At 62.4% G+C, this 16,925-nt stretch carries 19 protein-coding genes; 5 read left to right on the forward strand and 14 right to left on the reverse strand.

From position 1 onward, the window contains the following. Nucleotides 1-345: 345 nt before the first annotated feature. The 5 genes from FHT93_RS24045 to FHT93_RS24065 all read right to left on the reverse strand — a co-directional run bounded on the left by FHT93_RS24045 (nt 346) and on the right by FHT93_RS24065 (nt 5,749). Nucleotides 346-1,158, reverse strand: coding sequence for an aldo/keto reductase (locus FHT93_RS24045; RefSeq protein WP_113015662.1), 813 nt, complete (start codon nt 1,156-1,158; stop codon nt 346-348). Between the two features lie 215 nt (nt 1,159-1,373). Continuing rightward, on the reverse strand, nt 1,374-2,273 hold the full coding sequence (gene nadC / locus FHT93_RS24050) for a carboxylating nicotinate-nucleotide diphosphorylase (RefSeq protein WP_113015661.1): 900 nt from the start codon (nt 2,271-2,273) through the stop codon (nt 1,374-1,376). 1 nt (nt 2,274) lies between these two features. Then, nucleotides 2,275-3,819, reverse strand: a complete 1,545-nt coding sequence (locus FHT93_RS24055) for an L-aspartate oxidase (RefSeq protein WP_113015660.1) — start codon at nt 3,817-3,819, stop codon at nt 2,275-2,277. Further along, the gene (gene nadA, locus FHT93_RS24060) at nt 3,816-4,787 is read right to left on the reverse strand and encodes a quinolinate synthase NadA (RefSeq protein ID WP_112971581.1); all 972 of its coding nucleotides are present in this window, start codon (nt 4,785-4,787) and stop codon (nt 3,816-3,818) included. Before nadA ends, FHT93_RS24055 begins: the two co-directional genes overlap by 4 nt. Before the next feature lie 71 nt (nt 4,788-4,858). Then, nucleotides 4,859-5,749, reverse strand: coding sequence for a hypothetical protein (locus FHT93_RS24065; protein WP_183849763.1), 891 nt, complete (start codon nt 5,747-5,749; stop codon nt 4,859-4,861). Between the two features lie 154 nt (nt 5,750-5,903). On the opposite strand from FHT93_RS24065, the gene FHT93_RS24070 reads away from it, so the two are divergent. Together FHT93_RS24070 and FHT93_RS24075 are read left to right on the forward strand one after the other, a co-directional pair. Continuing rightward, a complete protein-coding gene (locus FHT93_RS24070; RefSeq protein WP_113015659.1) occupies nt 5,904-6,149 on the forward strand; it encodes a type II toxin-antitoxin system ParD family antitoxin in 246 nt (81 codons plus the stop codon). Beyond that, on the forward strand, nt 6,146-6,457 hold the full coding sequence (locus FHT93_RS24075; protein ID WP_113015658.1) for a type II toxin-antitoxin system RelE/ParE family toxin: 312 nt from the start codon (nt 6,146-6,148) through the stop codon (nt 6,455-6,457). The genes FHT93_RS24070 and FHT93_RS24075 overlap by 4 nt, the downstream gene beginning before the upstream one ends. Nucleotides 6,458-6,466: 9 nt before the next feature. Here the strand turns inward: FHT93_RS24075 and FHT93_RS24080 are convergent, their stop codons facing one another. Genes FHT93_RS24080 through FHT93_RS24095 form a run of 4 tightly spaced genes read right to left on the reverse strand, consistent with a single transcriptional unit; the run spans nt 6,467 to nt 9,954 of the window. After that, the gene (locus FHT93_RS24080; RefSeq protein ID WP_113015657.1) at nt 6,467-7,270 is read right to left on the reverse strand and encodes a 3-methyl-2-oxobutanoate hydroxymethyltransferase; all 804 of its coding nucleotides are present in this window, start codon (nt 7,268-7,270) and stop codon (nt 6,467-6,469) included. A 21-nt stretch (nt 7,271-7,291) separates the two neighbouring features. Continuing rightward, nucleotides 7,292-8,518 (reverse strand): FAD-dependent oxidoreductase, encoded by a 1,227-nt coding sequence (locus tag FHT93_RS24085; RefSeq protein WP_113015656.1) that lies wholly within the window; start codon nt 8,516-8,518, stop codon nt 7,292-7,294. 8 nt (nt 8,519-8,526) lie between these two features. Beyond that, nucleotides 8,527-8,841 carry a MocE family 2Fe-2S type ferredoxin gene (locus FHT93_RS24090; protein ID WP_113015655.1) on the reverse strand — a complete coding sequence of 105 codons (315 nt, stop codon included), beginning with the start codon at nt 8,839-8,841 and terminating at the stop codon, nt 8,527-8,529. A gap of 24 nt (nt 8,842-8,865) precedes the next feature. Continuing rightward, nucleotides 8,866-9,954, reverse strand: a complete 1,089-nt coding sequence (locus FHT93_RS24095) for a fatty acid desaturase family protein (RefSeq protein WP_113015654.1) — start codon at nt 9,952-9,954, stop codon at nt 8,866-8,868. A gap of 133 nt (nt 9,955-10,087) precedes the next feature. Between FHT93_RS24095 and FHT93_RS24100 the strand changes: the two genes are divergently transcribed. Next, the gene (locus FHT93_RS24100; protein ID WP_113015653.1) at nt 10,088-11,116 is read left to right on the forward strand and encodes a LacI family DNA-binding transcriptional regulator; all 1,029 of its coding nucleotides are present in this window, start codon (nt 10,088-10,090) and stop codon (nt 11,114-11,116) included. Between the two features lie 152 nt (nt 11,117-11,268). Then, a complete protein-coding gene (locus FHT93_RS24105; protein ID WP_113015652.1) occupies nt 11,269-12,081 on the forward strand; it encodes a TIM barrel protein in 813 nt (270 codons plus the stop codon). Between the two features lie 2 nt (nt 12,082-12,083). On the opposite strand, the gene cobM is transcribed toward FHT93_RS24105, so the two are convergent. Together cobM and cbiE are read right to left on the reverse strand one after the other, a co-directional pair. Next, nucleotides 12,084-12,842 (reverse strand): precorrin-4 C(11)-methyltransferase, encoded by a 759-nt coding sequence (cobM, locus tag FHT93_RS24110; RefSeq protein WP_113015651.1) that lies wholly within the window; start codon nt 12,840-12,842, stop codon nt 12,084-12,086. Between the two features lie 4 nt (nt 12,843-12,846). After that, nucleotides 12,847-14,076 (reverse strand): precorrin-6y C5,15-methyltransferase (decarboxylating) subunit CbiE, encoded by a 1,230-nt coding sequence (cbiE, locus tag FHT93_RS24115; protein ID WP_183849765.1) that lies wholly within the window; start codon nt 14,074-14,076, stop codon nt 12,847-12,849. On the opposite strand from cbiE, the gene FHT93_RS24120 reads away from it, so the two are divergent. Next, nucleotides 14,075-14,845, forward strand: a complete 771-nt coding sequence (locus FHT93_RS24120) for a cobalt-precorrin-6A reductase (RefSeq protein ID WP_113015649.1) — start codon at nt 14,075-14,077, stop codon at nt 14,843-14,845. The genes cbiE and FHT93_RS24120 overlap by 2 nt on opposite strands. On the opposite strand, the gene FHT93_RS24125 is transcribed toward FHT93_RS24120, so the two are convergent. Genes FHT93_RS24125 through FHT93_RS24135 form a run of 3 tightly spaced genes read right to left on the reverse strand, consistent with a single transcriptional unit; the run spans nt 14,809 to nt 16,924 of the window. Beyond that, nucleotides 14,809-15,573, reverse strand: coding sequence for a precorrin-3B C(17)-methyltransferase (locus FHT93_RS24125; protein ID WP_113015648.1), 765 nt, complete (start codon nt 15,571-15,573; stop codon nt 14,809-14,811). The two genes, FHT93_RS24120 and FHT93_RS24125, sit on opposite strands and share 37 nt — an antisense overlap. Then, a complete protein-coding gene (locus FHT93_RS24130) occupies nt 15,570-16,295 on the reverse strand; it encodes a precorrin-2 C(20)-methyltransferase (protein ID WP_113015647.1) in 726 nt (241 codons plus the stop codon). Before FHT93_RS24130 ends, FHT93_RS24125 begins: the two co-directional genes overlap by 4 nt. Then, complete coding sequence (locus FHT93_RS24135) at nt 16,292-16,924, reverse strand: precorrin-8X methylmutase (RefSeq protein ID WP_113015646.1); 633 nt, start codon at nt 16,922-16,924, stop codon at nt 16,292-16,294. Before FHT93_RS24135 ends, FHT93_RS24130 begins: the two co-directional genes overlap by 4 nt. Nucleotide 16,925 lies beyond the last annotated feature (1 nt).

The raw sequence follows: 16,925 nt of genomic DNA on the forward strand, positions 1-16,925 counted from the left end.
TCCGCAAGCGCCACCGTATAACCACGACCCACGGCATCGCGCGCTATCCCGCAGCCGTTGATCCCGCCACCAATGACGAAAATATCGTGGATTCGATCGCTCACACCCAATCTCCAAACCGTCGCCCAATGAGGGCACTCTCGCGTTCCGGTACCGGGGAGGCACCGGGCGTTTTCATATCGCCCCCGAAGCCTCAAGCAATCGCAATTCCGCCGCTGCCGCAGCAGCGGTTCATTACTCTGTCAGACCGACTATCGTGCACGTTACCGCGCGCAAACTACGACGCGATTGAGACAATGATGTAACGGTCGAGATCCCGCCGCGCGCACCTCGATCCGGGCAAGATCAGTCCCACTTCGGACCCCAGTCCGGGTCGACGACGCGGTGATTGCGGTCGATCGTCTCGATGCGGGCGATTTCCTCGGGAGAAAGCCTGATCGAACTTGCATTGAAGTTCGAGCGAATGCGCTCCGGCCGACCCGATGTCGGGATGGTGCAATAGCCCTTGGCAAGTTCGAAGGCGATCGCCACCTGTTCCGGTGTGGCATCATATTGTTCACCGATTGCGCGCAGCACCGGTTCGTCGGATAGAAGGCCACGGGCGATCGGCAGATAGCATGTAACGAGGATTTCCTTTTCCCGGCAATAGTTTGCGAGCTTCTTGTTCTGCAGGATTGGGTTTAGCTCGAACTGGTTGTTGGCGACCTTTCCCTTGCCGAGCAGGGCTTCGGTTTCTTCGAGAAGGCCGATCGTGAAATTCGAGACGCCGATCAGCTTCGTCAGGCCCCGGGCCTCCGCCTCGGCGATCTGGGTTATGTAGACCTCGAGCGGAATGCGGCCGTTAGGCGATGGCCAGTGGATCAGCGTCAGGTCCACCTGATCGACCTTGAGCGCTTCAAGGCTCTTTTCAAGCGACGGGACGAGGGCGCCGGGGCCGAAATTATCGGTTGAAATCTTCGTCGTCAGGAAGACCTCGTCTCGATCAAGGCCCGAACGGCGCAGCGCTTCGCCGACTTCGAATTCGGTGTCATAGGTCTGCGCAGTATCCAAGTGCCGATAGCCGCTTTCGAGCGCACACAGGATTGCATCGATACCCTCCTTGCCGTTGCGCCCAAACGTGCCAAATCCCATCAACGGAATAACATCATGTTTTTGCAAATCTATTTCCTCCAATTCGCCTCACTCCTCCAGTGGGCACACGGAGCTTTGCAATAGCCCGGGGCTGTGTCCAGCGAAAAACACTGATGGATTTCGGGCAAGTCCTGATGATCGTTTGGAGACAATGCGAGCGTGAATTCGGACCTGATGGCAGCCGGCCGGAACCGGCTACCAGATCATCCTCGCGGTTTGAGATCCCGGAAAGTTGAGCGCTCCTAGAATGCCTGGGCAACACGGCGCAGTGGCGTCACGCTCTCTGCAGCGGCCTCGACAAAATCGAGACCGATGTCGAGAACCGGGGCGCTGTGCGTCAGCCAGCCGACCGAGATCAGGTCGACGCCAGAGGCGGCAATGGCCGGTGCCGTTGCCGGTGTGACGCGGCCGGAGGCCTCGGTGATCGCCCGACCGGCGACGATCCTGACGGCCTCGCGCAGCTGATCAGGCGTCATATTGTCGAGGAGGACGGCATCGACCCCCTGGCCCATTGCCTCGTGCAGCTGCTCGAGCGTATCGACCTCCACTTCGATCTTGACCATATGGCCGACGCCGGCCTTGGCGCGGCGAATGGCTTCCGAAACGCTGCCGGCAATGGCGACGTGATTGTCCTTGATCAGCACGGCGTCGTGGAGCGCAAAGCGATGGTTCATGCCGCCGCCGGCCCGCACGGCATATTTCTCGAGCGCTCTCAGACCTGGTGTCGTCTTGCGGGTGCAGACGACCGAGGCTTTCGTGTCGCGGATCGCTGTGACGATGCCGGCCGTCACCGAGGCGATGCCCGAGAGATGGCCGAGGAAATTCAGGGCAGTGCGTTCGCCCGTCAAAAGGCCGCGCGACGGCCCTTCAATGGTGGCAATCACACTGCCCGGTTCCACCGCTGCTCCATCTGGCAGATGCCGGCGAAGCATAATGGCGGGATCAACGAGCTGGAAGGCAAGCTCTGCGGCATCGAGGCCGGCGACCACACCCGGCTGGCGGGCGGCCATGACAACTGTCGAGCGATGATCCCAGGGGATGACGGCCGCAGAGGTGATATCGCCGGCAAGGCCGAGGTCTTCTGCGAGGGCTGCGCGCACGAGCGGCTCGACAATGACGCGCGGAAGGGAAGCGAGGTTCATCTCAGGCACTCCTTGCAAGGGGATGGGAGGCGGTCGCCCGGGCAATTTCCAGGGCATCAGCCAGTGTCATCTTGTGCCGCACGGCTTCCGCCCGTTTCAGCGGGAAATCCGTGCGGGCATGCGCCCCGCGCGATTCCGCCCGAAGGCTGGCGAAGACGGCAATCAGCAGTGCGACGACCGCCGGATCCGAGGCCGGCCCGTCGTTTTCTGCGAGCGGCAGCAGGCTTGCGACGGCGCCATGGATGGCGCCCGCATTGCGCAGTACGCCGAGATGGCGTGAGACGATTGGCCTGACACGCGAAGGGTCGGTTGCCGCAGGCAGCATCCCTGCAATCTCGGCTGTCGAGGATTTTGCAACCGGGGTCGCAAGAATGTCGCGCGCTGCCCGCATGCCCATAACCGCTGCTTCCAGCAGGGAATTGCTGGCGAGCCGGTTTGCCCCGTGCAGGCCGGTGGAGGCGGCTTCGCCCACAACCCAGAGCCCGGCGACTGAGCTGCGACCGACGGCATCGGTTGCTACTCCGCCCATGTGATAATGGACGGCAGGCCGCACCGGGATCGGCTGGGACGCGGCATCGATGCCAGCCTCCCGGCAGAGTGCGTCGATAACCGGAAAACGCGTGGCGAAACGATCGCCAAGGGCTCTACGCGCGTCGAGAAACACTTTGCCGCCACGGGCGAGTTCGGCACTGATGGCGCGGGCCACGACATCGCGCGGCGCAAGTTCCGCACCGGCAATGCCGGCCATGAAGCGTTCGCCATGCTCATTGACGAGTACCGCACCTTCGCCGCGGACTGCTTCGCTGACGAGCGCCAGCGGCCGGCGGCGGGAATCGAGCGCCGTCGGATGGAATTGCACGAATTCCATGTCGGCAAGCTCAGCCCCGGCGCGTGCTGCAAGCATGATGCCCTGCCCGAAATTGCCGATCGGATTGGTTGTCGCTTCATAGAGACCGCCAATGCCGCCGGTGGCGAGTACGATGCGCCGTGTCGGCAGAATAGTGGCGCCATTTTCGCCGACGCAGAGGAGGCCGATGACGCCGTCCTCATCCGTCAGGATGCGGCGCGCCTCCAACCCTTCGAGCACTGTGATGGAGGGTGTGGAGATGACGGCTTCGACCAGCGCACGAACAATCGCCGCACCCGAGCCGTCACCTTGTGCATGCACGATCCGGCGGCGGCTATGGGCAGCCTCCAGCCCGAGCGAAAAGCTGCCATCTGTCGTCTTGTCAAAACGGACCCCCGCCCGTTCCAGTGCGGTGATCGCAGCCGGCGCCTCAGCGACGATGCCGGCAGCAATGCTGGGGTCGCAGAGCCCGTCACCGGCAGCAAGCGTATCGGCCAGATGCAGTTCGGCATTGTCCTCGGCGCCGAGCGCGGCGGCTATGCCGCCCTGGGCCCAGGCGCTCGATGTCTCGGCCCCAAGGGTGGCGCGGGTGACGATGACAACAGGTTCGGGCGCGAGTGTCAGGGCCGTCATCAGCCCGGCAAGGCCGCTGCCGACGATGACGGGGCGGCCGGCAAGTTGGTCGGCAATATCGCTCATATCGACAGCATCCTCTCGACAGCGCGGCGAGCTGCGACGGCAATCGCCGGATCGACCGTCACTTCATGGCGGTTCTCTTCGAGAGCCGCGCGAATGTTGGAGAGCGTGATGCGCTTCATATGCGGGCAGAGATTGCAGGGCCGGATGAACTCGACATCAGGGTGATGCACGGCGACATTGTCGCTCATCGAGCATTCGGTCAGCAGCACGACGCGGGCGGGCTTCTTCTGGCCGACATAATCGGACATGACGGCGGTAGAACCGGCAAAATCGGCCTCCGCAACGACATCAGGCGGGCATTCGGGATGGGCAAGCACCGTCACGCCAGGGTGGTTTTCGCGAAGCTGGCGCACATCGTCGGCGGTGAAGAGCTCATGCACTTCGCAATGCCCGTGCCAGGCGATGATCTCGACATCGGTTTCCCTGGCGACATTGCGGGCAAGATATTCATCCGGGATCATCAGCACGCGCGGTACGCCAAGGGATTCGACTACCTGCTTGGCATTGCCCGAGGTGCAGCAGATATCCGAGGCGGCTTTGACAGCCGCCGAGGTGTTGACATAGGTAATGACAGGCACGCCCGGATGGGCCTGGCGCAACAGCGCGATATCCTCGGGCGTGATCGAATCCGCCAGCGAACAGCCGGCGCCGAGATCGGGGATCAGCACCGTCTTTTCCGGGTTCAGAAGCTTTGCCGTCTCGGCCATGAAATGCACGCCGGCAAGCACGATCACGTCGGCATCCACCTCGATCGCCTTGCGCGCCAGGGCCAGGCTGTCGCCGACAATATCGGCCACGCCATGGAAGATTTCCGGCGTCTGGTAGTTATGCGCGAGGATAACGGCATTGCGCCTGCGCTTCAGTTCCAGGATCGCGTCGACATCGTCCTGGAACATCATCCATTCGGCTTTGGGAATGACGCGGCTGACGCGATCATAGAGGGAAGACGCGGATACAAGATGGTTCATGGCCGGCTCCATTAATTATGCTCGATTTGAGCATATAATGTGCAAAGAGATATTCTCACTGTGAGCATATGTCAATTGCGGGAGAGCGGTAATTTCGTTCCGGCGAGCGCGCGCTCTTCGAGAATGGTCTGGCGGAAGCGGAAAAGCTTGGCCGGCCGGCCGCCGGTTTCGCTTGTCGCCCCGCCGGTTTCCTCCACCAGTTCCTGCTGTTCGATCAGGCGGCGGAAGTTCTGCTTGTGCAGGGTCAGGCCGGCGAGCGCCTCGACGGCGCGCTGCAATTGCAGAAGCGTGAAGCTTTCGGGCATGAGTTCGAAGACGACGGGGCGGTATTTGATCTTGGCGCGAAGTCTTGCAATGCCGGTCGCCAGAATCCGGCGATGATCGGCAAACATCGGCCGGCCGAGATTGTCGTCCTTGCTGGCGCCGGCTTCTGCGACGAGTCCGGCCTCATAGAGCAGTTCATAACGCTGCAGCGTCAGATCCTCGTTCCAGCCGCCGCCGTCGAGCCCGAACGTAAAGTCGGCGCGGCGATGCCGATATTCACGCCGGACAGGATCGGCATCGGCCCACAGGCGCAGGCGCGCGATCAGGTCATCGAGAATGTCTGGACGCCCGTCGCGATGGTCCTCCCAGGGGAAATATTCATACCAGCCGTGCCAGCCCGGACGTCCGGCGCCTGATTGCTCGTTGACGAGACCGAGATAGCTGATCGAGATGGTACGACCGCCCTGGATATCGTTGTTCCGGTCTCGATCGGCAAAGGTGTAAAGCTGCTCGAGGAAGCCGACGGGATGGGCAGTCTGTTCCTGGATCCATTCGCGCAGGCCCGATTGCAGCGTGCGATGGCCCATTTCGAAAGGGCCAGACGGCAGCGCATTGCGGATCGTCATGACGCGCGGCTCATCCCCCGTCACAGCGACGAGAACTGCGATCAGTTCCGCATGTGCAAAGCCTATCGTCACCAGCTACCGAGAATTTACTCCAATTGGAATATTCTCTGACACAGCGCACAAAAGATGCCAATGACGGGCCGGCACCCTCCCCAACAAAGAAACACGCGCAGAATTGGGCATTACCAAATTTTGGTATATATTGGTACCAACTCAGGAGGTTCTCATGTCCAAGAACACGTCCATCGCCTTGGGCGATCATTTTGCTGGCTTCGTCGAACGGCAAGTCGTCGAAGGCCGATACGGTTCGGCAAGCGAAGTCATCCGGGCAGGCCTGCGGCTTCTGGAAGAGCATGAGGCGAAAGTAAAAGCGCTGCGCGATGCGATCGGCGCCGGCATCGATAGCGGCGAGGCCGAAGATTTCGATTTCGATAGATTCCTTGACGGTAAGCGCCGGACCCGGACGAAATGAAAGGCTACCTCCTTTCCAGGGCCGCCGTCGCAGATCTCGACATGATTTGGGATTACACCTTCGAAAACTGGGGTCAGGAGCAGGCGGATCGCTATATCGACGATATCCGCAAGGCCTGTGAAGCGCTGGGGATAGGCGCGCGGAGCGGAAGGCCCGTCGATGATATCTGGCCGGGTATCTTCAAGCTCGCCGTCAACGCGCACTTCCTGTTCTATCGCAGGCTCGAGGATGGCCGGACAGGTATCGTCCGTATCCTGCACAAGCGCATGGATGTGGAAGCACGGCTTCGCGATACGCCTCTGAATTGAAAGCGGGCGCTAGCCCTCCGCCTCCAGCCGATGCAGGAAATTGCGCAACTCGGCTTCGTCGATGTCGACAAGATGGCGCTTTTCCGGATAGGCGCCGGAGCGGACATCCTCGGCAAATTCGTTGAAGGCGGCGATGCGTTCGCGTTGCAACCGGTCATGTTCGGCTGCGAAGTTGCGATAGACCTTGGCGTGGCGCGGCGTGTGGTCTCTGGTCGTGCCGAGCACATCATCTGCAAAGAGATATTGCGCGTCGCAGCCGCGCCCGGCGCCCATGGAGATCATTAGCATCGAGGTGCGGTTGGAAATCGCTGCCGCGACATCGCCGGGGACGACCTCGATCTCGGCTGCGAAGGCGCCGGCATCCTGAAGCGCCTTCGTCTGGCGCCAGACATCGAGAGCGCTGGCAGCCGTCTTGCCCACGGCGCGAAAACCGCCGGTCCAGGTCGCCTTTGAGGGGATGAGGCCGACATGGCCGCAGACGGGAATGCCTTCATCGCGCATACGGCGGATGGTCTGCAGGCTGGCGGCGCAATAGACGGCATCGCCGCCTGCCTTCAGCGCCTTGAAGGCCTCGCGCATGTATTCTTCAGCCGAGACATGATCGCCATATTCCAGACCGGGAACGGCAAAGGGCGTCGGTGCCGCCTCGCGAAAGACCGGCCCGAGCAGGAACGGTGGCACCGAGACCATGTCGATGCCGGCCTTTTCTGCTGCTTCCGCCTCCTCAAGCGTGGTGACGCGCAGCATTGTGAGCTGGCGTTTTCCCTTGAGCGCCAAGAGGTCGGCGACCGTGGCGCGATTATGTTTCTTCATCGCATTATCCTTTGAAAACTATCAGGCAGCGAGCAGCGACTTAAGCTTGACATTGGTGGCGGTCAGTGCGGCCGGGTCGGGATGTGCGCGTGCGGCAATCAGCATTTCCGCAAGCCTTATGTCGCGGGCGACCGCATTGCCCGGCCCGATGCCGCTTGCGGCGATCAGCCGGCCCTCGGCATCGAGATGAAAGAGGATGATTGCCCCTTCACCGATATCGCGGCGCAGATGGATGACCGCGCCATCGGCAAGTCCCGCGATCTGCAATGTCATGTCGTATTGATCCGACCAGAACCACGGCACAGCGGAGATCGACGCATTGGCGCCGAGCATATTGGCGGCGGCAAGCGTGCCCTGCTCCTGCGCATTGCGCCAGGATTCCAGCCGCACGCGCCGGCCGCCATAGAGGGCGAGCGGAAAGGAGCAGCAGTCGCCGGCCGCGAAAATGTCGGGGGCGGAGGTACGCAGTCGGTCATCGACTGCGATGCCGTTGTCGATCGCAAGTCCGGCAACCTCGGCAAGCTCGATATTCGGCCGGGCGCCGATGCCGACAAGCGCCAGATCGGCTTCGATCGTCTCGTCGTTGCAAAGCCGGATGACGGCTTTGCCGTTCTGCTCCGTCAGGGTTTCGATCGAGACACCGCAGCGCAGATCGACGCCTTCCGCGCGGTGACGCTCGGCAACGAGGTGGGCGATGTCTTCGGGAACGCCGCGCTTCAGCACCCGCTCCAGCCCTTCGACGAGGATGACATCGGCGCCGAGTTGGCGCGCGGTTGCCGCGACCTCCAGGCCGATGAAGCCGCCGCCGATGACTGCAAGCCGTTTGCCAGGCTGCAGCACCGCGCGCAGTGTCACCGCATCATGATGTGTGCGGAGCGACCGGATATAGCTGTTTTCACTGGGCGCATTGGGAAAGGCACGCGCACTGGCGCCTGTCGCAAGCAGCAGCCGGTCATAGGCAAGCAGACTGCTGTCGGACAGGGCGACGGTATGAGCTGCGGCATCGAGACCGGTTGCCGTCACACCGGTCAGGAGGCGAATAGTGCCAGCCTCATAGGTTTCCCGTGCGGCGATGAATTTCGGGTCGACAGTGCCGGCAAGGCCGGCCTTGGAGAGCGGCGGGCGCTCATAGGGCGTGTGCGGCTCGGAACCCACAAGCGTGATGTCGCCGTCAAATCCCTTGTCCCGGAGTGCGAAGGCGGCACGCGCCCCGCATTCCCCTGCGCCAATGATGACGAAATGGGCCATGGCGCACCTCAGATCGCAATGAAGACGGCGCCGTCTTCGATCTTGACGGGATAGGTCTTCAGGTCGACGCAGACAGGAGCCCCCTTGGCCTCGCCCGTCTTGTAGTTGAAACGGCCATTATGCTTGGGACATTCGATGATCTCTTCCATGACGAGGCCGTCGGCGAGATGGACCTGCTCATGGGTACAGAGCCCGTCGGTGGCAAAGAACTCATCGTCCGGGCTGCGATAGATAGCGAATGTGCGCCCGCCATGGTCGAAGCGGATGACATCCTCCTCGTCGATTTCGTCCTTGCCGCAAACTTCGATCCAGTTACCGCTCATCTCTATTCCTCCCTCGATCTTGTTCTATTGGGCTGCGGGTGCCAGTTCGGCGTGGAATTCCTCGCGATAGGGCCGCGCCGTTGCCGGCAGTTCCCGCTTCAGAAAATAGTCTTCGTTGCGAAGCTGGCGTAGGAAGGCCGGGATCATTTCCCGGTAGCCGGACCAGATCGATGGATTGGGCGCCGGCAGGTCGTGCTTGATCATCGCATGCAGCTTCGGCAGCGCGTGGTAGGGCACCATCGGGAACATGTGGTGTTCCACGTGATAGTTCATGTTCCAGTAGATGAAGCGGCTGATCGGGTTCATATAGACCGTGCGGCTGTTCAGCCGGTGGTCGATGACATTATCGGCAAGCCCGCCATGCTGCAGCAGGCCGGTCAGCACATGATGCCAGGCGCCATAGAGGCGCGGCAGGCCGACCAGCATCAGCGGCAGGATCGAACCCATATAGATGGCGAGCGCGATGGTGACGACGTAGATCGCAAGCCAGATACGGGCAATGCGGATCGCCTTCGGCTGCTCCATCTCGGGGATGAAGGTCTTTTCCGCCCCACTGATGACGCCGGCCGAATTTCTGATCATGTCGATCACGGCATGCCAGGCATCGAGGATGCCGAAGAAATTGAGAACCAGACGGAAGAGATCCGGCGGGCGCATGACGGCAATCTCGGGGTCGCGGCCGACAATGACGGTGTCGGTGTGGTGGCGGGCATGGCTCCAGCGCCAGGTCACCGGATTGCGCATGATCATGAAGCAGGCGATCTGGTAGACGGCATCGTTCATCCAGCGCGTCTTGAAGGCGGTGCCGTGGCCGCATTCGTGCCAGCGGCTGTCGGAGGCCGAGCCGTAGAGCACGCCATAGGCGAGGAAGAAGGGCACGGCGATCCACGAGCCCCAGAAATAAATGCCAAGAGTGGCAAAGATCGCCATGCTGCCGAGCCAGAGCGCCGTGTCGCGGATCGCCTGATTGTCGGAACGCTGCATCAGCGCCTTCATCTCCTTGCGGGCAACATCGGTATGATACCATTCCGCAGCCGCAAGACCGGTTTCGACCGCCGTCCTGCCGCTCGCCCCCAAGAGGCTGTAATCCCGCTTTGTTGCCTCGCCAGCCATGCTCTCCTCCTCACCAGCTCTTGGTCCGGAGAATAGGTTGACTTCGCGGAGCCCTCAATGCAGGCTTGATATATTCTCTCAAAAGCCATCAGAAACGGCTTTCATTCATGACTGAAAACTATCAGGACCAACCATGCGTCGCCCGACCATATCAGATCTCGCCCAAGCCTCCGGCGTCAGCGTTGCGACCGTCGATCGCGTTCTGAACGGCCGCCATCGGGTGCGGGAGGAAACAGCGCGGCGCGTCTATGATGCGGCCCAGTCGATCGGCTATCACGCCGTCGGCCTGATCCGGCAGCGCGTCTTCGAGGATCTGCCGCAATATCGGCTGGCCTTCTTGCTGCAAAAGCCGACCCAGCCCTTCTACCAGGCCTTCGCTCGCGAAATTGAAACGGCGGCGCGCAACGTGACCAACGCGCGCATCCAGACGCAGGTGGAACATCCGTCCGCCGCAACACCTGCCGCCATCATCGAAAAGATCAAGCTGCTCGGCGCAAGGAACCAGGCGGTCGCGCTTGTCGGCCCGGATTATCCGGCTGTCACAGCTGCTGTCGAGGAACTGAAGGGACGCGGTATTCCGGTGTTCTCGCTGCTTTCGGATCTCGCGACCGGCGTCAGGGACGCCTATGTCGGTGTCAACAACCGCAAGGTTGGGCGCACCGCAGCCTGGATGATCGCCAAGGCGGCCCGCCGGCCGGGCAAGGTGGCCTGCTTTGTCGGCAGCCATCGTTTTCATGGTCACGAGTTGCGCGAGATGGGATTCCGCTCCTATTTCCGCGAGGAAGCGCCTGACTTCGAAGTGGTCGAAACGCTGATCAATCTCGAAACGCCTGAGATCACGCATGAGGCGACGCTGACCCTTTTGCAGAAACACCCCGATCTCGTCGGCCTCTATGTCTGCGGTGGTGGCATGGAGGGGGCGATTTCGGCATTTCGCGAAGAGGGGATCGGCGGCCGCACCGTGCTTATCGTCAACGAGCTGACGGCAGACAGCAAGGCCGGTCTCGCCGACGGCATCGTCACCATGGCGATCGGCACGCCGCTGCCAGCACTCTGCAAGGAAGTGGTGTCACTGATGACGGGTGCGCTCGAACAGGGCGAGATTGCCGTTCCCGGCCAATCATTTCTGCCCTTCGAGATCTTCCTGCCGGAGAATATCTAGATGATGGAATTCTATCATTGTCCCGGAAAATCTATCAGCGATGATAGAGTCTGTGCCCGCCCGGCCTATGGCTTGAGCGTGAAATTCCAGTAGAGATTCGATCAGACAGTCATAATGCTTCTCATGCATGAGGAGCGAGGAGGAGATTTCGCATGGCATCCATCCGTTTCGCGCTGAACCATATGGCGGCACCTTCGCTTTCGATCGAGGATTTCTTTGCACTTGCCGCCTCGCTCGACATCGATGCGGTGGAGATCCGCAATGATCTCTCCGGCAATGCCATTCTCGACGGGACAAAGCCCGATGTCATCAAGCAGGCGGCCGCCCGCCATGGCGTCGCAATCATCTCGATCAACGCATTGCAGCGCTTCAACGAATGGAACGCGACACGCGAGCGGGAAGCCCGCGAGCTGATCGATTATGCAAGGGCGGTCGGCTCGCGGGCGCTGGTTCTGGTTCCGAAGAATGACGGCACGGGAACAGCCAATGGCGAGCGACAGGCCAATCTGCGTGAGGCTCTGACGGCACTCCGACCGATGCTCGATGCGGCCGGTATCGTCGGTCTCGTCGAGCCGCTCGGTTTTCAAATCTGCTCGCTGCGCTCAAAGGCGGAAGCAGCCGATGCGATCGAGACGCTGAATGCGCAGCCAACCTTCCGGCTGGTGCACGACACCTTCCATCATCACCTTGCCGGCGAAACTCCCTTCTTCCCCCATCTGACCGGGCTGGTGCATATTTCCGGCGTCAGCGATCCTGCGGTTTCCGTCTCCGATATGCGCGATCCTCACCGTGTTCTGGTCGATGCCGACGACCGGCTCGGCAATGCCGCCCAGATCCGCGCATTGCTGCAGGCAAGCTACAAAGGCCCCTTCTCCTTCGAGCCCTTCGCATCCGAAGTGCATGCACTGAAGGATCCCGGCGCAGCCGTGAAGGCAAGCATGGATTATCTCGTCGCGAAGGTCTGAACCTATTCGCGACCGCGGAAACGACGCTGATAGGCCGGGTCGTAGAGCGAGCTTTCGCGGAAATCTTCCGATCCGAGCGAGCGACCGACGAAGATGATGGCCGTGCGCTCGATCGGCTCGGCCGCCACCTTTGCTTCGATATCGGCGAGCGTGCCGCGCAGGATACGCTCGTCCGGCCAGGTGGCTTTCACCACGATGGCGACAGGGCAATCGGCGCCATAGAGCGGAGTCAACTCCGTCACGACCTCGGCCAGCGCATGGATGCCGAGATGGATTGCCAGTGTCGCTCCCGTCGCGCCGAATTTTTCTAGCGTTTCTTCATTCGGCATCGGCGAGGCGCGGCCCGATACGCGCGTCAGCACAAGGCTTTGCGCGACGGCCGGGATCGTCAGTTCACGCCCGAGCGTTGAGGCTGCAGCTGCAAAGGCTGGGACGCCCGGCGTCATCGTGTAGTCGATGCCGTGTTTCTCCAGCCGGCGGATTTGCTCGGCGACTGCGCTCCAGACGGAAAGATCGCCGGAATGCAGTCGGGCGACATCCTGACCGGCATTGGCGGCGCGGAGATATTCGGCCTCGATCTCGTCAAGCGACATCGGCGCGGTATCGATGATGCGCGCGCCTGGCGGACAATATTGCAGGAGCTCGGGCGAGACGATGGACCCGGCATAGAGGCAGACAGGGCATTTGCCGATCAGGTCGCGTCCGCGCACGGTAATGAGATCTGCTGCACCCGGTCCGGCGCCGATGAAATGAACGGTCATTCTTCTATTCCTTGATCCAGCACCACTGCGTGACGGGCATGGCCGGTCGCCAGCCGCTCATGCCGCCGACGGGAGCGGCGCGGGCAATTTCGATTTTCGTCAACGTGCCACCGCGCGCGCCGTATTCTTTGAGCAGCAATGCTTCCATTTCCAGCGTAACAGCATTGGCAACGAGCCGCCCTCCCCGCTTCAGTGCCGTGATCGCCGCGTCCATGACGCCGGCCTCGCTGCCACCGCCGCCGATGAAGACCGCATCCGGCACGGGCAAGCCGGCGAGTGCTGCGGGTGCCGTGCCTTCGACAAGGGCAAGCTGCGGCACGCCGAAGGCAGTGGCATTGCGGGCGATGCGGGCAGCGCGTTCCGGCGCCTGTTCGATCGCGATTGCTTGCAGCGACGGATCAGCCAGCATCCATTCGATACCGACAGATCCTGAGCCGGCGCCGATGTCCCAGAGGAGTTCACCGTGCCGTGGCGATAGCGCCGATAGCGTGACGGCGCGGATCTCCCGCTTGGTAATCTGTCCGTCATGCTCAAAGAGTTCGTCGTCGATACCGGGGGCATAGGGCAGGATACGCGCGCCCGCACCTGCCACAACCTCGAGGGCGCAGACGTTCAGAGTGTCGATCGCGTCGAAATCGAAGCCCGCGGCTATAGCGCTGCGGATGCGCTCTCGCCCGCCGCCGAGCGCTTCCAGCACCGTCAGCCGCGTCTCGGCAAAGCCATTGGCGACAAGCAGATCGGCGAGTGCCTGCGGGCCTTTTTCGTCCGAGGTCAGCGCCAGAATATGCCTGCCGGCATGCAGATGCGGGCGGATGAGATCAAGTGGGCGTCCGTGCAGCGAGACACAGGCTGTCTCCTGCAGCGGCCAGCCTAGCCGTGCTGCCGCCAGACTGAAGGCGGAGGGGGCCGGGATGGTATGCATTTCATCGACAGCGATGCGACGCGACAGCGTTGCGCCGACGCCGTAGAGGAAGGGATCGCCCGAGGCCAGAACGACGACGGGCGTACCACGCCGCGCGACGATCGCCTCGACCGATTTTTCGAAAGGGCTCTGCCAGGCGAAACGTTCGCCCGTGATCAGTGTGCCGGCAAGTTCATGATGACGTGCACCGCCGAAGACGGCCGGTGCGGTGGCGATCAGACGCTTTGCCTCCTCGCCAAGCCCGTCTGGACCATCTTCGCCGATGCCGATAAGAGTGAGCCAGCGCGGGACGGAGGGGGAGCTGTCAGACATGGAGAAGACCCGTATCCTGATCCTCGGCGGCACCAGCGAGGCGCGCAGGCTGGCCGCCGCGCTTGCCCCGCGGGAAGACCTCGACATTCTCCTGTCGCTGGCCGGCCGCACGGAGGCTCCTGCCCAGCAGCCGGTTCCCGTTCGCGTTGGGGGGTTCGGCGGGGCAGAGGGTCTTGCGACCTTCCTGACGGAAGGAGCTTGTGATCTCCTGATCGATGCCACCCATCCCTTCGCCGAGCGCATTTCGGCAAATGCCACGGCTGCCGCCGAACGCACCGGTATCCCTGCACTCGCGCTCGTCCGTCCTGAATGGGTCCCGGAACCTGGCGATCATTGGCATCTCGTGGCCGACATTCCAGCGGCGATTGCCGCACTTGGGCCGGCCCCGCGCCGCGTCTTCCTGGCGACCGGCCGGCAGGGCGCTCATCATGCCGAAATCGCTCCACAGCATTTCTATCTGGTCCGTAGCGTCGATCCCGTCGATCCGCCGCTTGCCCTTGCCAATGTCGAATATCTCCTCGACCGTGGCCCCTTCACACTCGAAGGCGAAATCGACCTGATGCGGCAGTATCGTATCGATGCCGTCGTTACAAAGAACAGCGGTGGTACGGCGGCCTATGCGAAGATCGAGGCGGCACGCCTGCTTGGGCTCAAGGTCGTCGTGATCGCGCGCGCGCCTGCTGCCATTATGATGTCGGTCGAAACGGTGGAAGCGGCGCTCGAAGCGATCGATCATCTCGTCTCCCCGGCCAAGAAGCGCGGCGTGTAGATCAGGTCCGGCTGGCCATCGCGGGGGATCACCCGCGTCTCCTTCGAACCGATGATGACGCAGGTCGCCATGTCGGCAACGGAAGCATCGGCCTCTTCTAGCAGCTGCACGGTGATCCGCTCGTCGGGCCGGCCGGCCGCACGGCCGAAGATGACGGGCGTCGTGGCCGGCAGATGCCGGCGCAAGAGCTCGAAGGCGGTGCCGAGCTGCCAGGGGCGAGCCTTGCTGATCGGATTATAGAGGGCGATGACGAAACCGGCTTGTGCCGCAAGAGCCAGGCGGTTTTCGATGACGGCCCAGGGCTTCAGATTGTCCGAGAGCGACAGGGCGCAGAAATCATGGCCGAGCGGTGCGCCGACACGGGCAGCAACCGCAAGCATTGCGGTGATGCCGGGCAGGACGGTGAGATCGACGCCACGCCATTCTGCCGGCCCGTTGTCGATCGCCTCGCAGACGGCAGCGGCCATGGCAAAGACACCGGGATCGCCACCTGAGACGACGCAGACATCCGCACCTCCAACAGCAAGCGTCAGGGCGGCCCCTGCCCGGTCGAGTTCCTCCCTGTTGTCGGAAGCATGGCGGCGCTGGTCGGCGCGCAGCGTCAGACGGTCGAGATAGGGACCGTAGCCGAAGAAATCGCTGGCGGCTTCGACGGCGGCCATCGCCTCCGGCGTCATCTGCTCCGGATTGCCGGGACCGGTGCCGATTACGAACAGGCGCCCGCTCATCGGCTGGCCTCCCAGCCGGGCACCAGCACCAGCGAGAAGTAGGGCGCATCGCCCTCACCCCGTTCGGCAAGCTTCACCATGGCCGCATTGGCCATGGTGCCGCGCTCGACATAGAGCGCGTCCTTGAGACGACCGGCTGCTTCCAATGCGCGCCGGATCTTCGGCAGGTTACGGCCGACCTTCATGATGACGGCAGCCTCGGTATCGGCAAGACGGCGCGTCAGCTCCTGCTCGCCCATCGTGCCCGGCAGCACGGAGAGCACGTCGTCGCCCTGGACGATCGGCATGCCTGCCAGCGACCAGCAGCCGGACATGGCGCTGATGCCGGGAATGACTTCGGTCGGATACCGCTGCGACAGGCGCACATGCAGATGCATATAGGAGCCGTAGAAAAGCGGATCGCCTTCGCTCAGCACCGCGACCGTGCGACCCGCTTCGAGATGACGGGCAACGGCATCGGCCGAGGTATTGTAGAATTCGGTAATGCGGCTCTGGTAGAGCGGGTCACCTTTGTCGAGTTCGGTCGTGACAGGATAGTAGAGCGGCAACAGTTCGATGCCCGGCTTGAAGAGATGCTCGACGATCGCCTTGCCGTTACCGCCTCTGCCCTGCTTGGCGAAATAGGCGATTACGTCGGCGCCCTCGACCGCACGCACCGCCTTGACGGTCAGAAGCTCGGGATCGCCGGGTCCGGTGCCGACGCCGATCAGACGGCCGCTCATAGGCCTGCCCTCGACAGTGCATTGATGGCGGCGGCCGTCATGGCGCTGCCGCCGAGCCGACCGCGCACGATCGCATAGGGAACGCCATGGGAATTTTCGGCAAGCGCATCCTTGGATTCGGCGGCGCCGACAAAGCCGACCGGCATGCCGATGATGGCTGCAGGCTTCGGCGCACCATCCCCCAACAGTTCGAGAAGGTGAAAGAGTGCCGTGGGCGCGTTGCCGATCGCCACGACGCTGCCTTCGAGCCGATCAAGCCACAGATGCAGGGCGGCGGCCGAGCGGGTATTGCCCGTCTGATGGGCGAGCTCGTGGGTGCGCGGATCATGTAGCGTACAGATCACGTCGTTCTTGGCCGGAAGGCGCGCACGGGTCACGCCATGCGCCACCATCTCGGCATCGCAGAAGATAGGTGCGCCGTCCTGTAAGGCGATGCGTGCAGCGTGAACGAAATCGGGCGAGAAGACGAAATTCTGCGCCGCCTCGACCAGGCCGCATGCATGGATCATGCGCACGGCGACGTCGGCTTCTTCAGGCGAAAAACGCGACAGATCGGCTTCGCTGCGAATGATCGCGAAGGAGCGCTCGTAGATCGCGTCTCCGCTGCGGATATAATCGTAGTCTGGCATT

It is taken from the genome of Rhizobium sp. BK379, from assembly GCF_014193955.1.
GTDB lineage: Bacteria > Pseudomonadota > Alphaproteobacteria > Rhizobiales > Rhizobiaceae > Rhizobium.